At 44.0% G+C, this 15,356-nt stretch carries 14 protein-coding genes; 4 read left to right on the top strand and 10 right to left on the bottom strand.

Features of this window, described 5'->3' with window-relative positions:
- Positions 1-41 precede the first annotated feature (41 nt).
- From R8G66_16250 to R8G66_16235, 4 genes are all read right to left on the bottom strand, one after another.
- On the bottom strand, positions 42-1,295 hold the full coding sequence (locus R8G66_16250) for a metallophosphoesterase (protein MDW3193926.1): 1,254 nt from the start codon (positions 1,293-1,295) through the stop codon (positions 42-44).
- Between the two features lie 201 nt (positions 1,296-1,496).
- Complete coding sequence (locus R8G66_16245) at positions 1,497-2,000, bottom strand: anthrone oxygenase family protein (GenBank protein ID MDW3193925.1); 504 nt, start codon at positions 1,998-2,000, stop codon at positions 1,497-1,499.
- Positions 2,001-2,003: 3 nt separating this feature from the next.
- Positions 2,004-2,354, bottom strand: a complete 351-nt coding sequence (locus R8G66_16240; GenBank protein ID MDW3193924.1) for a hypothetical protein — start codon at positions 2,352-2,354, stop codon at positions 2,004-2,006.
- Between the two features lie 100 nt (positions 2,355-2,454).
- Positions 2,455-3,447, bottom strand: a complete 993-nt coding sequence (locus tag R8G66_16235; protein ID MDW3193923.1) for an AraC family transcriptional regulator ligand-binding domain-containing protein — start codon at positions 3,445-3,447, stop codon at positions 2,455-2,457.
- A gap of 205 nt (positions 3,448-3,652) precedes the next feature.
- Here R8G66_16235 and R8G66_16230 point away from each other — a divergent pair, with 205 nt between their 5' ends.
- Positions 3,653-5,200, top strand: a complete 1,548-nt coding sequence (locus R8G66_16230; protein MDW3193922.1) for an alkaline phosphatase D family protein — start codon at positions 3,653-3,655, stop codon at positions 5,198-5,200.
- A gap of 197 nt (positions 5,201-5,397) precedes the next feature.
- Here R8G66_16230 and R8G66_16225 read toward each other — a convergent pair whose 3' ends face one another.
- The 3 genes from R8G66_16225 to R8G66_16215 all read right to left on the bottom strand — a co-directional run bounded on the left by R8G66_16225 (position 5,398) and on the right by R8G66_16215 (position 9,004).
- Positions 5,398-6,072, bottom strand: a complete 675-nt coding sequence (locus R8G66_16225) for a DUF1080 domain-containing protein (GenBank protein ID MDW3193921.1) — start codon at positions 6,070-6,072, stop codon at positions 5,398-5,400.
- Positions 6,073-6,083: 11 nt separating this feature from the next.
- Complete coding sequence (locus R8G66_16220) at positions 6,084-7,475, bottom strand: Gfo/Idh/MocA family oxidoreductase (protein ID MDW3193920.1); 1,392 nt, start codon at positions 7,473-7,475, stop codon at positions 6,084-6,086.
- 845 nt (positions 7,476-8,320) lie between these two features.
- Positions 8,321-9,004: a tetratricopeptide repeat protein gene (locus R8G66_16215; protein ID MDW3193919.1), complete on the bottom strand. Its 684-nt coding sequence runs from the start codon at positions 9,002-9,004 to the stop codon at positions 8,321-8,323.
- A 64-nt stretch (positions 9,005-9,068) separates the two neighbouring features.
- Here R8G66_16215 and R8G66_16210 point away from each other — a divergent pair, with 64 nt between their 5' ends.
- Together R8G66_16210 and R8G66_16205 are read left to right on the top strand one after the other, a co-directional pair.
- The gene (locus tag R8G66_16210) at positions 9,069-9,866 is read left to right on the top strand and encodes an alpha/beta hydrolase (GenBank protein MDW3193918.1); all 798 of its coding nucleotides are present in this window, start codon (positions 9,069-9,071) and stop codon (positions 9,864-9,866) included.
- 6 nt (positions 9,867-9,872) lie between these two features.
- Positions 9,873-11,270 carry a thioredoxin family protein gene (locus R8G66_16205; protein MDW3193917.1) on the top strand — a complete coding sequence of 466 codons (1,398 nt, stop codon included), beginning with the start codon at positions 9,873-9,875 and terminating at the stop codon, positions 11,268-11,270.
- Positions 11,271-11,277: 7 nt separating this feature from the next.
- Here R8G66_16205 and R8G66_16200 read toward each other — a convergent pair whose 3' ends face one another.
- The 3 genes from R8G66_16200 to R8G66_16190 form a co-directional block, all read right to left on the bottom strand.
- Complete coding sequence (locus R8G66_16200) at positions 11,278-12,561, bottom strand: hypothetical protein (protein ID MDW3193916.1); 1,284 nt, start codon at positions 12,559-12,561, stop codon at positions 11,278-11,280.
- A 115-nt stretch (positions 12,562-12,676) separates the two neighbouring features.
- Positions 12,677-13,267: a hypothetical protein gene (locus tag R8G66_16195; GenBank protein ID MDW3193915.1), complete on the bottom strand. Its 591-nt coding sequence runs from the start codon at positions 13,265-13,267 to the stop codon at positions 12,677-12,679.
- On the bottom strand, positions 13,268-14,272 hold the full coding sequence (locus R8G66_16190) for a beta-ketoacyl-ACP synthase III (GenBank protein ID MDW3193914.1): 1,005 nt from the start codon (positions 14,270-14,272) through the stop codon (positions 13,268-13,270).
- A 242-nt stretch (positions 14,273-14,514) separates the two neighbouring features.
- Here R8G66_16190 and R8G66_16185 point away from each other — a divergent pair, with 242 nt between their 5' ends.
- Positions 14,515-15,312 carry a nucleotidyltransferase domain-containing protein gene (locus R8G66_16185; GenBank protein ID MDW3193913.1) on the top strand — a complete coding sequence of 266 codons (798 nt, stop codon included), beginning with the start codon at positions 14,515-14,517 and terminating at the stop codon, positions 15,310-15,312.
- The last annotated feature ends 44 nt before the right edge of the window (positions 15,313-15,356 follow it).

Below are 15,356 nucleotides of genomic sequence, written 5' to 3'. Positions count from 1 at the left end.
GTCTGTGCCTTAATCCCAGAATCTATTCGAGGAACTCTTTTTTATCGATAATTAATTTGATAGGGATTGTTGAGGTCTATTTCCGAGATCAATTTCGGTTGAGTGATATTTGTTGGACTCACTTTCAGCCTGCTTCGAAGTGGATGAATGATGATCTTCCGCTCACGTTCAAAAACTTCAATTGTCATCAGGTTGTGATAAAAGACCGCACCGCATTTGAATACAGGAACATCTAATATGTTCTCACCCTTATACTGAATGTTTTGACCTGTAATACCAAAGGATTCGTGCTGGTGTCCAACGAAAATAGCCAGCACCTTAAACCGATTCATGATATCAGCAAACACTTTGTTCATGAGTTCACGTTGGTCTCTGCTCAATTTAGCCCCATTTTGAAGCTCTCCGGTTAAAGGGAGTGGGAAGTGACATTTATCGTCGCCCATCTGATGAAAGTTGACAATGATTTGTTTACCTCTGTTTCGTGCTTGCTGTAAATCTCCGTAAAGCCATACCAATGAAGGAAGGATATTGGCATCCCAGTCGTACGAATTCCTGGCTTTATGAATGTACAAAGGGTGATTATTGAGCTGCACAAAATGAATATCTCCCACTTCCCAGGAATATGCCAAACTTCCGTCTAGGCGTTTAATTGCTGGATATGGATTTTCCTTGTCTCCTGGAGGGTTATTGTCTTTGATGAGTGCGTCAAATGAGTAAGCGGGATTATTGAATTCAATGGTGTTGGCTTTACCTGTGACGACTTTTTTGATCAAATTGTGATAATCAGGAGAATAAGGAGGAATTCGATGTTTGATGACCTTTTTGCTTAAATATTGTATGCTGCGAATGGCATTTTTATCATTCTTGTTGAAATCGTGATTGCCTAACCCGGGATATAATGGGACTTTTAGGTCCTTGTAGAGCGTTTCATAGACTTTCATTTGTTCTTCACTTCCGGAGTTGGTCAGGTCTCCATTTAAGATAAGGCCTTTGACCCTGCCTCTCGTAGCTCGTTGAAGCCAATTGATGGTTCCTATGCTGGCTTTCATACTCGCCACTGAATGTAATCGCTTCCGGTCATCCGTTGCATTCTTTAGGTTTTTTGGAGGAAATGGAAATTGAGGATCCGATCCTACGACCATGTACCAATCTCCCGTGAAGCGGTGTTGCTTGATTGGTGCATAATTTGCCGGGCGCTGGATATTATCAGGCGGATCAATCTGCGCGGAGGCGGCATGTTCGCTTAGTACTAGAAACAGAATTAACAATATACTGGTCAGGTTAAATCGATTCATATTTGGAAAATAATTACCTGACAGATACAGGTCAAGTATTTTTCACTGACCCGGTGGAAAACAGCGGAATTACAAGGTTCTTGATTAAATAAAATTGCTCGATTAAGTCTGTGACTTAATCTCTATGATAAAGCCAAGTCTGAGGCTTGAGAATATGGGTAGGCCTTTGAAGCCAGTTTGGGAAGCTAGGCCTACTGATTCTTACGATTGCTTCGAGGAAATAAATAGACCTATCAATGCCAGCAAGAATGAAAGTACCGCAAACACGGACCGGATCGTGTGAAGTTTATTCCATTTCGTTTCGTAGAAAGTTCGAAAAGTAGCAAGTGCACTTTGATCCATTCCTAACAATTCCAATTCACCCAATTGATCATTCAAAGGGACATTACTCATGCCAGTGACGCCAATGGTTCCAATCAAATAGCTAATGAAAGACGCTAGTAGCAATGAAAAGGCCAATTTGCTAGCATGAAATTCGTAAATGCTAGCTATGCTCAACAGCACTGCACTTCCAAGGAAAATCACAAAGAAAGCCGGATTCAGGATCGCTCGATTGATGGATTGCATCGTTTGCAGGTAAACTTCATCAGACACTTTTTGTGTGCCAGGGATTACAGAAACTGACCATGCGTAAAATAAGCCTGCTGAAAGTCCGGTCAGGAGAACTGCCCCTAACAGGATGATTGATTTAATTGATAAGTCCATGAGTTAAAGTATTTCTTGGGTGAAAAGCCATTTTTCGAGGGTAGTGTATTCTTCATTCGTCAATTTGATCTCATTCCCTCTTGGCATTTTGCGTTCCACAAAAACCATCTGATAGATTTTTGGAGCACGTTTTTCCATGTTTTTCTCTTTGAAAACCATAAATGGGTTTTGCTTCCGGTGGCACACATTACATTTCGATTCAAGTACCTGGAAGGCCGCCCTTTTAAGTGTGTCATTATTGAAGGAAGTATTGGTAAGCAGTTGTTTACTTACTTCACCCTTAGATTGATTGATCAGGATCAAGGTAGCCAGCAGGATGCCGATCCAGATTACGACGATCGTTTTCAATTTCATTTTACTACCGTTTTGCATTCGGAGGTAAAATTGAATACTGAGATCAGCCTTTACTTGACCCTTCACGCCAATGCTTTGACAGTTTAAGCCAAAGGCGAGATTAGGCCAATTTTTTACGAAATTCTATCGGTGAGACTCCTGTCCACCGTTTAAAGGCCCTGTTAAAAGCACTTTGCTCCGAAAAGCCCGTTTGAAAGGCAATTTCAGCGACGGTTCGATCAGCGCCTTTGAGCAATTCCTTGGAGAGTCGTTCTTGTGTCTTCTGGATGAGGTCCCGAAAAGTCACCCCGTGTTCTGACAACCTTCGGGTCAGTGTACGGTTACTCATGCCCATGTGAGCACCTAATTCTTTGATGCTGGGAATACCACTCGGTAGGGCATTTTGGATCAATGATTCCACCTCCGTGGCAATTTGGTTAGGGCTTATTTCAATACCATTGGTTTCTTCTTCCACCCGTGCAACCAGAAATTGATTGATGCTGAAATCGGCTTTGGCAGTCCTTGTTTCCAGGTCGGCTGTTTTGTAGGTAATTGTATTTACTGATTGATCAAAATTTACCGGGCATTGGAATGCTGCCGTGTAATCTTTCAGATTGGAGGGAGAACGATGTTTGAAGGATACTGAGACAGGTGAGATATTTGTTTCTGTAATGGCACGAATTACTACGACTGTGGCAGAAAACGTGGATTCATTGGATCGGGCCACACCAGCACGATACGCCTCTCTATTCAGGTGAACATGCGATAACTCACCTTCTTTTTGTACCTGAAAGACATAGGTATTGGAAAGGAGTTTGAAATAGCGTTCGCATCGTTCGAAGATCTCTCCGGCTTTGGAGCATGTCCTCCATGACAACCCCAACACACCATAATCGTCCATTTTCATGGCTTGCCCTACCCGGATAGAAAAACCCGGACCTAAGCGGTCGTCCAACCATTCGTGCAATTCGAAAAACTGATCGGCAGGCACCGCCTGGATTTTACTTAGAATGTCTATAGGTGTTGCCAGCCATTTGAAGTCTGCTTCCGCCAAACCTTCATTGATACCATGATCAATGATTTTTTTGTATAAGTTGACGGAGATGTAGTTCATGAATTAGTGCCGATTTGAACACAATGATATAACCTAAAAATGTCATTCTGAACTTATCGAAGTAGGCATTTTGGTGAAGTAAATATCTGATATGATAATCACTTCAGAAACAGGTAAAATTCCCAAACTTCATCATTCCTTCACAATCAAATAGGAACGATTAAGGTTGGTCAAGTTAATTTTCCGGTCTCACATTTCCATGACCATGAAGAAGACCAACCTGATTGTTACGCTTATTTGCTGCTTCTTCGCAGCTTGCCAACCGACCTATCCTCCTTTTATTGAAGCGCTGGATCACCTGAAAGATCAGACAGAAGCACCTTTTTATCATGGGGTAGCTTCTGGGGACCCACTGCCAGATGCTGTCATCATCTGGACACGAGTGACCCCTCCATCACGGGTGCCATCTATTGCCGTAAATTGGGAAATAAGTGCAGATAAGAGTTTTTCAGAAGTGATTCAGTCAGGAGCAGTCACGACTGATTCTACCCGAGACTATACCGTAAAAGTGGATGTGAAAGCGTTGAATCCAGGAACTCCTTATTATTATCGGTTTAGCGCCCTGGAGGCATCATCTCCGATTGGGAGGACTAAAACGGCACCAAAATCGGGTGCGGTTAGTTTCGCTGTTGTCAGTTGCAGCAATTACGAATGGGGCTACTTCAATGCTTATCAGGCCATTGCTCAACGTATTGACCTGGATGCTGTTTTGCATCTTGGAGATTATATCTATGAATATGGACCAGGAAGCTACGGAGATACCACGCTGAATCGAATCAATATTCCTGCGAAAGAGATCATCACTTTAAGTGACTACAGAACCCGATATGCGCAGTATCGTCTGGATAAAGACCTGAAAGCGGCCCATGCGAGTGTCGCCTTTATCAATATCTGGGACGATCATGAGATCGCCAACGACTCTTATAAAACAGGCGCTCAAAACCATCAGGAGGACGAAGGGTCGTATGAAACAAGGAAAAGTGCTGCTGTAAAAGCTTATTATGAGTGGATGCCCATTCGGGAAAGTGAAACACTATATCGTAAGTTTGATTATGGAAATATCGCTGAAGTATTCATGATGGATGAACGCCTGGAGGGAAGAACTTCTCCGGTGGATAGCTTGAAAGATCCAAACATCAATGATGCCAGCAGAAGCATGTTGGGAGAGGGGCAGTTGAACTGGTTATTAAATGGCCTGGAAGAGTCACCCGCACGCTGGAAAGTCATCGGAAATCAGGTGATCTTTTCTTATCTGAACTGGGGCTTTGAGCCAAGCTTCACGATCAACCTCGATTCCTGGGATGGCTATCCTTATGAACAAAATAAGATTTCTAGTCACATTAAGGATAGCAACATTGATAATGTGGTTTTTGTAACTGGCGACACCCATTCTTCCTGGGCTTTCGAAGTGACAAATGATCCTTTTCAAAGCTATGACCCAGAAACTTCGGAAGGCGCGTTTGCTGTAGAATTTGGTACAACCAGCATTAATTCAGCGAACTCGAATGAACGTGCGAGTGATGAAGAAGTGTTAGAACATGAATCGAAAATCGTAAACAGCCCAGTAAATCCGCATTTGAAATATGCGAACATGCGGGATCACGGTTTTCTGGTCCTGACGTTGACGGAAGATCAGGCCAAAGCCGAATGGAACATCGTCTCGACTGTTAGAGATAAGCAATTCAATACTACGGTTGATAAGACTTTAACAGTGAATTCCGGAGAGGTGAAATTAAGAGGGGTGAATAAATAATCCTAAAAAGTTAACTATCCCGATCGATATAACCCTGTTTGGGTGCTATAATAAATAAGGAAAAATCGTCGAAGAGATACCCTAACTGGGCGTCCAGTAATTTTTCAAAATCCGTCGGAATTTATATTGAAAAAAACTAGCCGGGCACCCAGCATGATTTCATTTTATATGCGGATGAGCAGAGCCACAAATCATGTTTACTCCGATTTAGACAGGTCCTTGATGTGAATGTTTCGGAACCGGACCACATCACCGTGACCGAGGAATCCGATATGCCCCGAAGTGCGTGCAAGGCCAGGATGTTCTCTGCCATCCATCGTTCCATTTTCGCTTTGATCCAGGTAATCTCCTTCGAGGATCACGTTACCATTCAGGATCACCTGAATCCATGAGCCACGCACAGTCACCTGTTGGCGATTCCATTCTCCAACCGCTTTTTGAAAGCCACGTTTGGCTGGCATTACGCCATACAAAGAGCCATGATACTGGTAAGGTTTAAGGTTGGCGTACTTCTCCGCCGTGTTTTCCAGGATCTGAAGTTCTTTGCCCACATAAGCAGCATCTCCTTCTGGTGGTGCATGGAAACCCAATCCATTATTGGCGCCAGCCGTCAATTGAAACTCGAAACGGAAAACAAAATCGCTGTACTCCCCGGAGGTATAGAGATTGCCGCCACTGCCACCACCTTGAGGATCCACGATGATCATGCCATTTTCGGCACGGTAGGCGCTTTTGTTTCCTACCCATCCATCCAGGTTTTCTCCATTGAAGAGCACGTCAAAGCCTTTTTCTACGCGCTGGCCGTATGAAACTGTGACTAAGGATAACAACATCCCAATGATCAGTACACTGCTTTTTATTTTGATATTCATTGCTGCCTGTTTTAACTGATGACCTCCAAAGGGTTAGTATTTTTCCATTCTCCCCGTGTAAAGTCCGGGAAAGGTTGTGGTGCGCCATCGGAAGCTACAGATCGCTCACTCAATGGAGAAACTGCACTCCAGAAGCAACCTTCATACACATTTTGGTCCAATGGTAAACCTTGTCGCAGGCATTCTACAATGCGATAGACCATCAGGCCGTCCATACCTCCATGTCCGCTTTCTTTGGTCTTTTCACTCAACCTTTTGTAAAGCGGATGATCATATCGTTCATAAAGCTCCTGCAATTGTTCCCCCTGCACCCATCTGTGATGGTCTTCCGTGAGCCCGGGTACTCCTCCTTCAAAGGCCACTCGCGTAGGGAATCCGGCTAGTGTACCCATTGTTCCTTGCACCAGGTTGAGTCTCGAATACGGACGAGGGCTGGTTTCATCCCACTGGACCATAATTGTTCGTCCAAGATTCGTTTTGATGATGGACGTATTCATGTCACCTCCTTTGTAGTCCAGCTGATTCCACTGGTGATCGGGACCGTAATTGTTCTCCGCGTATTCCTTACGGCCAAGGGCAGGGGAAGAAAAAGAAACCAGATTTTTAAACGTATCTTCCGTTCGGCCGAGGTTCATGTATTGCGCAACCGGACCTAATCCATGTGTGGGATAGAGGTTGCCATTTCTTTTGGCATAGTGGAGGGTCCTCCAGGAGCCCGTACCTCGCTCCACTTCATTCATTTGCCAACGCAGCTCGTGAATGTAGGCGGCTTCGGCATGCAGCAGGTTTCCGATACGGCCCTGACGACACATGTTCAGGAACATCAACTCATCTCGACTGTAGTTGACGTTTTCCATCATCATACAGTGCTTTTGAGTGGCCTCGGAAGTATTCACAATTTCCCACATTTCTTTAAGTGTCACGGCGATCGGTACTTCCACAAAAACATGTGCCCCTTTTTTCATGGACTCTATGGCCATTGGGGCATGGTTATGCCAATTGGTACAGATAAATACCACATTCGGTTTTACTTCATCAAGCATTTTCCTCCACTCGTTCTCTGCGCCAAAATAAGTTTTGATGTTCTTGTGACGTTTGCCTTTGCCAACTTCTTCGCAATAGGCTTTTTCTTTCAGGACCAGATCTTCATAGAGATCTGAAATGGCCACAATTTCACAACCATCCAGTTTTGATAAGAACCGCAAATGACTGGGTCCTCTGGCGCCCACACCAATTACTGCGATGCGGAGTTGATCCAATTTAGGAGCAGCGAAATCTCCCATATAACTAGATTGTGAGGGGCGTGGATTCGATTCTTCCGCCTTCAAAGAATTGATAGCGGCTACTCCTGCAACAGACAAAGTGCTTTTGCGGATAAAACTTCTACGGTTGAGTTGCTTCATAGTGAGAGATGAAAAACTTTCTTTTAGGGTGAGGATTAAATATAGGCTTTCCCGGTGAAAGACAATAATCCAAATGGGATAAAGGGCGTGTCCTACACTGATCGTTAGAAAGTCTCCATTCATCGTTGAATTCAACGGGTTCAACCATCAAAAAAGGAATTTCGAAAAGGGATTTCTATCTTAGAGATATGGAAGCTAACCACTTCCGGCAAACTAAGGTCCCGGCATCGCCACTACCTGTGACTGAGCGCCTTGGCGCTCATTTCACAACCACATGGGTAGGTAAATTCTGCCAATCGAGCACTTCAAAAGGGGTGCTCTTTTTTTTTTTTTTATTGTAGGATGTTTTGAGTTGGGCGATGTGGAAGTCCGTGATAATGCAAACTTAGGTTGAGCGAAAGGTATTACTTGATTCTTTAATTGCAGTAAAATAGGGAGGATGTCCATCTTCCCCATTCATGTGACCTGATCAGATTTTGATACAAGACATTGATAGGCTTTTGGGTGCGCTTTAGCACTTTACCAATTGCCCATTGATTGTTACTAAGTTGTAAGCCCTTACTGTTAAGGTATAATGTACAGTCACCAATTCACCATCGTGTGCAAATGTTACAAATTATCGCTATATGTGTCATTTGAAACAGTATTGATAACCTGCGTTGCTCTCTGATAATCCCGAAAGGAAGAAAGGTATTCCTTCTAGACCTGTCTTAGGATAGATTGGGCAGTAGAGTGACTGAATATTCATTGTCACTATTTTTAATTCAAGGCGAACTTCAAGTGGTTCGATCCATGGTAAGTTCTGCTTCCGGTCTTCCGTTATGAATAGATAGTAATTGTCCTGGCTATTCGCAGTATTTCGCGATATAATTCTGGGAAATCTCACTGCCATGGGTAATAGCTGAATTGAAATCTTCACAGGCAGCGGCTAATTTTTTCTGTCTGAGTCTCGCCTGAGCCCGGTTATGGTAAGCCATGAAATTAGTCTCATCGATGGATAGTACTTCAGAGAAGTCCTTTTCAGCTTCTTCATATTGTCTGTTACTGAGGAAGCAATTGCCACGGTTATAATAACAGCTCAAGTCATCGATGGCTACACCACTACTGTCTTGATATTGCAGTGCCTGTGAAAAATAGTCAATGCCTTTATCGAATTGCTTGCTGCGGTAGGCGATGTTGCCAGCCATGACATGATAGGTCGCCTCAAAGGGCTGTAGCGAGAGCGACCATTGAATTTTATTCAATGCCTCGTCGTATCGCTTCAATTTATAAAGTGCATAAGCGGCGGCGTAGGTGTAATCACTGTTGCCTTTGTAAAACTCATAAGCTTGTCGCAGGTATTCGACCGCCTGGTCAAACTGCCCTTCTTCGATCAATAACTTGGACTCTTCAAAAAGCGCCATGCTGGCCTCAAAATCAGCAGCGGAATTGTCTTCTGTGTCCACTGAGTCTGACATCATGGTGTCCTGAGCCTGGCCAATCGAGGAGAGTCCACTACAAATGAGAAGGATTATAAAAAAGCGTCGCATTACTTACATAACTATTTACAGGTGAAGACGTTCCATTGAGAGGATGAAAATATTGGCCATAGTCATGACCTTAGGGCTCCTCTCTTGTCAATTCACGATTTCAGAGGATAAAGTAAAAAAGGAATTCAAAAGCAAAGAGATCGTACCGAAACTTTCTCAATTGAAGGTTGGGGAACGGACCATGAACTATGCTTTTCTGGACAGGGGCAAGGAGACCTTAGCGGTATTTATTCACGGGTCGCCGGGTTCATGGAATGCTTTCATCGACTTCTTTAAGAATGATAGCCTGATCAATGAGGTAGATATACTTTCAGTTGATCGACCGGGGTTCGGCATGTCTGATCCAGGATTACCTGAATCTAGTATGGAAAACCAGGCCTCGCTTATCCACCAGGTGCTCCAGCAGTTCGATCATGAACGCATCTTACTGATTGGACATTCACTTGGCGGTCCGGTGATCGCACGAATGGCCATGGATTATCCGGATGCGTATCATGGATTAATTTTTGTAGCTGCTTCAATAGATCCGGAAATGGAAAAGGAAGAGTGGTATCGTTCATGGATCAAAACCAAAGTAGGAGGCTGGGTCACACCTGAAGGGTTTTGGGTCAGCAATGAAGAGATTGTTACTTTGAAAGCGGAATTGCAGGAAATGATTCCATACTGGAAATACATAAAAGCGCCTTCCATCGTTATTCAGGGAACCAAGGACATGTTGGTGCCCTGGGAAAACGCGGAATTTGCAAAGAAAATGCTCAGTGATCATGCACAAGTCGATGTACGTTACCTGGAAAAGGTGAATCACTTTATTCCTTGGAGTCACCCAGAAACCATTGTTCAGGCTATCTTTGATTTTTTATAAGATATCATGCGTAAGTTCAAATTCAGCAGACAACTATTGATCGCGGCTTTTGCCCTTCCTTTGTTGGCTACCGCTCAAACCAACATCAATATTACCGTCAATGGCCTGGAAGCCTCAGAGGTCTTATTGGGGTATTACCTGGCCGAACAAAAGTATGTGGAGGATACCCTGACCGTGGGGCCAGGAGGAGAGGTTGTCCTCAACTACGAAGAATCACTGCGACCAGGATTGTATTTTCTGTTCGCTGATCCGTTTTATCAGGAGTTTGTCATCAACGAACCTTCCTTTTCCCTGACCATGGGTCGAGAAGGATTCAAAACATTTGATCCGGTTGGGTCACCGGAAAACGAACTATTCAAAAGGTTTCAGTTAGAAGGAGCAGAAATTCAAATCAAGCGCAATGAATTGATGCAGCAACTTCAAGGACTATCGGGAGAAGATTCCCTTCAGTTGGTTACGCAGATACAAGACCTGAGAGAACAAGGTGTAGCTTCCAGAAGTGCGTTGGTTACGGAAAATCCTGATCTTCTGATTTCAAAAATGCTGACACTCATGCAGCCAATTGAATTCAAAGAATTTCCAGAAATAGCCGATGAACGTGAAAGAAAGATTGCCAGTTACCTGGATTACAGGGAACAATTCAAACAGCGACTGGATTTTACAGAAACCGGACTGTTGAGAACGCCTGTCTTTAAGACAAACGTCATCAAGTATTTTAGAGATGTGGTTCGTCCACAGGTTCCTGATACGCTAAATGCTGAAATCGATGAAGTTTTGGCTACGGTCAAAGATGATCAAGTATCGTTCCGGTACTGGCTAGTGACCTTGTTGGATTTCTATCAGGCTAGTAAAACCATGGGACATGATGCGGTATTGGTGCATATTCTGGAGAAATACTACCTCTCTGGAGCCGCAGACTGGATGGAAGAAGAAGGTTTGAACAAAATGAGGGAAGAAGTGGCTTTTCTAAAACCCAATTTGATTGGGCAACCTGCTCCTGCTCTGAATTTGTTAGATACGCTCATGAGCCCGGTCAATGTGTTGAACCTTCCGGATGATTTCCTGGTACTTTTCTTTTATGATCCAGATTGCGGGGTTTGTAAAAAGAAAACGCCATTATTACTGGATGCCTACTACGATCTGAAAGATCTGGGCGCGGAAGTGGTTGCCGTTTGTGTCCCCACCGATATCGAACGATGGAAGGAGTACATCAACGAAGGCCAACTCGATTGGATCAATCTGGCTGATCCTTTCAGGAGAAGTAATTTCAGGGCAGAATATGACGTCCGCTCTTTCCCGCGGGTTTTCGTATTAGATAAGAATCGTAAGATTATTGCCAAACGCCTGGCAGTGGAGCAATTAGTTGGTTTTATTACCGACTACAAAAGACAAGCAATGCCATAAGACTCAACTACTCGTCGTGGTTGATTTTTTCACGTAATTTCCCACGACCATTGTAGTAGTTCCAATAACCAACTTTTTCGCCTTGGGAGAAACTACCATTTGATTCCGGCTTGTCATTAGTGTGCCAGTAGGTCCATTCGCCTTCTTGTAGGCCATATGCCATCTGGCCTTGCGCTTGTCGGTTTCCTGTCGAGTAGTAGATCGTATATTCTCCGTGAAAGAGTCCATCAACGAGATTAGCTGAAATATAAAGTTCTCCTTCGGGGTAGTACTCAAAGTAGGTTCCGGAACCTTCTTTCAACGTGCCCGCTTCCAGGGCCTCGCCTTTGATGGAATAGAACTCCGATGTTTCCATCAGGCTCCCGTTTTTCCAGGTTTGTTCCTGTTGTAGCTGGTCATTGGTATAAAATAGTCCCCAGAGTCCGTCTTTTTCGCCCAATCGATAGCTTCCTACCGCCGACAAGGTACCATCTTCGTAGTAGTAGATCCATTGCCCGTCTCGCAAATCATTCTTGTAACGACCTTCGCTTCGCAAGGTCCCCGTTGCAGAAAAATACTTCCAAAGCCCCGATTTCTGATCCCGAAAGTATCGTCCAATCGTTGCCAGTTCGCCTTCTTCATGAAAAGTGAGCCACTTTCCCTCCCGTTGGTCATAGCTGAAATTACCCTCTTCTTTCTTCTTTCCGTTGCGATAATATTCATTGTATACTCCCTGCAACAGCCCGTTTTCATAAGTAAAGCTCTTTTCGAGCTGTCGGTTGAAATAATAAAATCGCCATTCTCCATGTTTTACACCGTAGCGATAATTTTCAATGGCTTGGATGCGATCATAACTGTATTCCTGATCATAGTAGTAAACACTTTTACCGTGCAACTTACCCTTGGAGTAATTCTCTTCAAATCCTTTTCGCTGATAGCCGAGGTGCTCGGTCCAGGTGCTGTCCTTCAATCCGTTTGAGAAAAATCCTGACAAAGCCACAGATCCGTCATTATAAAATTCATTGTGGTGTCCTTCTTTGATCCCATTGACGAACATGGTTTCACTCACCTTGATTTCTTGTTCATCGTAATACAGCGTCGGGCCACTGATCGTATCATTGTCATATTGGACGATCGTGTTCACCGTGCCATCTTTGCGATAATAGATCCATGGGCCTTTTCTCATTCCAGCCTTCATGCGACCTTTGAACCACAACGACTTGCCGTCTTCATGGTAAACCCTCATGATGCCATCTCTGATGGTATCTTCTTGGAAGATTTTGGTAGAAGGGGACACCTCTTGAGCACTCATAGATAGTGCTAAACCGGAAAAGAACAACGTTGTTAAGTACTTTACGAGCATAGGTGATGCTATACAGGAACTTGGTGCTTCTTCGTGAAACTCAAAAATAGTACCAGAATGTCGCTTACCGGAGACTGTCAAGCATTTTTGCGAAAGTTGTTGCCGCGAAATCCGGTAAATCCTGGATTTGTTCCAGAGGAAGTCGGTCAGTCATTTTATGAAAACCAAATTGATCCATATGGGTTTTTACCTCCTCAGGGCCTATTTTAAAGGCATTCTGGTAATTATCAGGCCCGAAATGATATTCCCAGGGGGAGGAGTGCACAGAAATATATGCTGATGGGTCTTTTTGAAAATTTTTTAGAATGAAGGCTCGAAAATTTTCCAGGTCAGTGCCACCAATATGAAAAAAGCAACTGATTTCATGCCCCCACCAAACCATAGTACGGAAAGAAAAAGTGGCTTCTTTACTGAATTTTCTGGGGTAGTCCAATATCCAATAGGGTAGTCCTTGGTACTGCTCCCCTCGTGAAATCTTACCCGCTTTCAAAAAGGCCTGATCCGGAAATGGGAAATCCGATGATTGAATAATTCCTTTGAGCTTTTGCTCCGCTTCACCTAATAATGCGGTGACTTTTTGATTGATGTCCTGCTTGGTGAGGAGGAAATCCGTATCAGCAAGGAACCGGATTTCCTTTTCAGAGAAAGTCGCCAATTACCAGCGGATCAAGGCTGATGCCCAGGTAAACCCACTACCAAAGGCAGCAAAACATACCAGATCACCTTCTTTGATCTTTCCTTCCTGATGTGCTTCACTCAGAGCAATTGGAATAGAGGCGGCCGTAGTGTTGCCATACCGCATGATGTTGTTGTAGACCTTTTCAGGCCCCAGTCCCATTTTTTGCATGATGAAATGGCTGATACGCAGATTAGCCTGGTGTGGGATCAGCATGTCAATGTCTTCAGGCTTGTAACCATTGGTTGCCAGCGCTTCGTGGATCACTTCCTGAAAACGTACCACGGCATGCTTAAACACAAAGTTGCCGTTCATGTGAGGGTAGTAAGAAGCATCATCAGGGTCATTGTCTGCGATGATCTTGTCTACCCATCGGCTGGTTGCTGGTCCGATCAGCGAAAGTTCTTCAGCATGTTGTCCTTCAGAGTGCAGGTGAGTGGAGAGAATACCTCGTTTTTCTTCAGTCCGTTGTAACACTACTGCGCCGGCACCATCGCCGAAGATCACCGTTACACCACGTCCGCGGGTAGATCGCTCCAGACCTCCGGAGTGGTTTTCTGATCCGATTACCAGGATGTTTTTATACATGCCTGTTTTAATGAACTGATCAGCTACTGACAAGCTGTATACGAATCCAGAACATTGGTTCCTTACATCCAGCGCGCCAATTTCTTTGATGCCCAATTGCTGCTGCACCTGTACGCCAGGACCGGGAAAGTAATAATCAGGACTCAGTGTCGCAAACACGATGAAGTCGATATCGTCAGGGGTAAGACCTGCATTTTCAATAGCAATGCGGGCAGCTTTGGTGCCCATTACAGAAGTAGCGTCTTCCGTTGCTGGATCAATCCAGCGACGTTCTTTGATTCCGGTCCGTTCCTGGATCCATTCATCACTCGTGTCCATATATTGCTTCAGGTCATCGTTCTTAACCACATTTTCGGGTACATAGTGGCCTATCCCTGCGATTCTCGAGTTATACATGCTGTTGCTATTTTTGGGTAATCCTCCAAAGATAATAAGAGCGCAGAAGTTGAAAGGTTTAGTTTTGATCAATGGAATATGCCCAGTACAAAATCACCGGCCATCTCTTGCAATAGACGAGAAGTGATTTCCCAGGTCAATCAGTGTAGTACAAGGATGGTAAGGTGAATATTCGTGGGTTCCTTATGTATAAATTTAGCAACTCTGGGATTTAAAATAGTTATGTTGTAAAATGAATGGATATGTCTACTGAAATCAGACCACATCATTTAAAAGCAATTGAAAATCTGGTGTCAGCGTATAAAGGTGATCCGACATTTCAAGCCATTATCATTGGAGGTTCCGTAGCGAAGGGATGTGCCCGGGATGATTCAGATGTAGACTTTATGATTGTGGCCACTGAAAAAGAATTTCAAAAGCGATTCCAAAATAATGACTTGTTTATCAATCGGACAGATCTCACAGATTACCCGGGAGGGTTCGTAGATGGAAAGATCGTTGACATGGCCTATTTGAAAAAAGTACTTGATGATGGAAATGAACCTTCCCGGGCGGCGTTTGACGGAGCCTTCACTCCCTATTCCAAGATCGATGGACTGCAAGAGATGATTGATTCCATTGCCCGGTACCCCGAGGAGACCAGGGCTGAAAAAATGCGGACATTTTATTCCATGGCATTCATCCAAAACTGGTTGATGAATGAAGCGGATCGACACAATAATCTGTATACTAAAACGCGAGCAGCTTCCCAGTTGACCTTGTTTGCCGGCAGGTTGATCCTGGCGTATAATCGCCTTTTATTCCCTTATCATAAATGGTTCTATGAGTATCTCAGCAGATGTAAGGAGCAGCCGGTAGGTTTGATGGACCAAATGAATCAAGTATTGAACGACCCAAGTCGAGAAAATTCGGAAATCCTTTTTCATAACATTAGATCTTGGCGCGATTGGGGCGTTGAAGATCTGGATGCTTATCTGTGGTTCATGAAAGATGTGGAGTGGAGTTGGATGGACGATAAAGCGACTTTAGAAGACTGGTGAACCAACTTCAGATACGCACAAAACTGCTTAACTTCAAATTTTTA

The organism is Cytophagales bacterium (assembly GCA_033344775.1).
Classification (GTDB): Bacteria; Bacteroidota; Bacteroidia; order Cytophagales; family Cyclobacteriaceae; genus JAWPMT01.
This window is presented reverse-complemented; position numbering and strand designations above follow the sequence as displayed.

Coding starts and splice junctions, on each gene's coding strand:
- R8G66_16250 (MDW3193926.1), bottom strand. CDS start 1,295: ATGAATCGATTTAACCTGACCAGTATATTGTTAATTCTGTTTCTAGTA.
- R8G66_16245 (MDW3193925.1), bottom strand. CDS start 2,000: ATGGACTTATCAATTAAATCAATCATCCTGTTAGGGGCAGTTCTCCTG.
- R8G66_16240 (MDW3193924.1), bottom strand. CDS start 2,354: ATGAAATTGAAAACGATCGTCGTAATCTGGATCGGCATCCTGCTGGCT.
- R8G66_16235 (MDW3193923.1), bottom strand. CDS start 3,447: ATGAACTACATCTCCGTCAACTTATACAAAAAAATCATTGATCATGGT.
- R8G66_16230 (MDW3193922.1), top strand. CDS start 3,653: ATGAAGAAGACCAACCTGATTGTTACGCTTATTTGCTGCTTCTTCGCA.
- R8G66_16225 (MDW3193921.1), bottom strand. CDS start 6,072: ATGAATATCAAAATAAAAAGCAGTGTACTGATCATTGGGATGTTGTTA.
- R8G66_16220 (MDW3193920.1), bottom strand. CDS start 7,475: ATGAAGCAACTCAACCGTAGAAGTTTTATCCGCAAAAGCACTTTGTCT.
- R8G66_16215 (MDW3193919.1), bottom strand. CDS start 9,004: ATGCGACGCTTTTTTATAATCCTTCTCATTTGTAGTGGACTCTCCTCG.
- R8G66_16210 (MDW3193918.1), top strand. CDS start 9,069: ATGACCTTAGGGCTCCTCTCTTGTCAATTCACGATTTCAGAGGATAAA.
- R8G66_16205 (MDW3193917.1), top strand. CDS start 9,873: ATGCGTAAGTTCAAATTCAGCAGACAACTATTGATCGCGGCTTTTGCC.
- R8G66_16200 (MDW3193916.1), bottom strand. CDS start 12,561: ATGAGTGCTCAAGAGGTGTCCCCTTCTACCAAAATCTTCCAAGAAGAT.
- R8G66_16190 (MDW3193914.1), bottom strand. CDS start 14,272: ATGTATAACTCGAGAATCGCAGGGATAGGCCACTATGTACCCGAAAAT.
- R8G66_16185 (MDW3193913.1), top strand. CDS start 14,515: ATGTCTACTGAAATCAGACCACATCATTTAAAAGCAATTGAAAATCTG.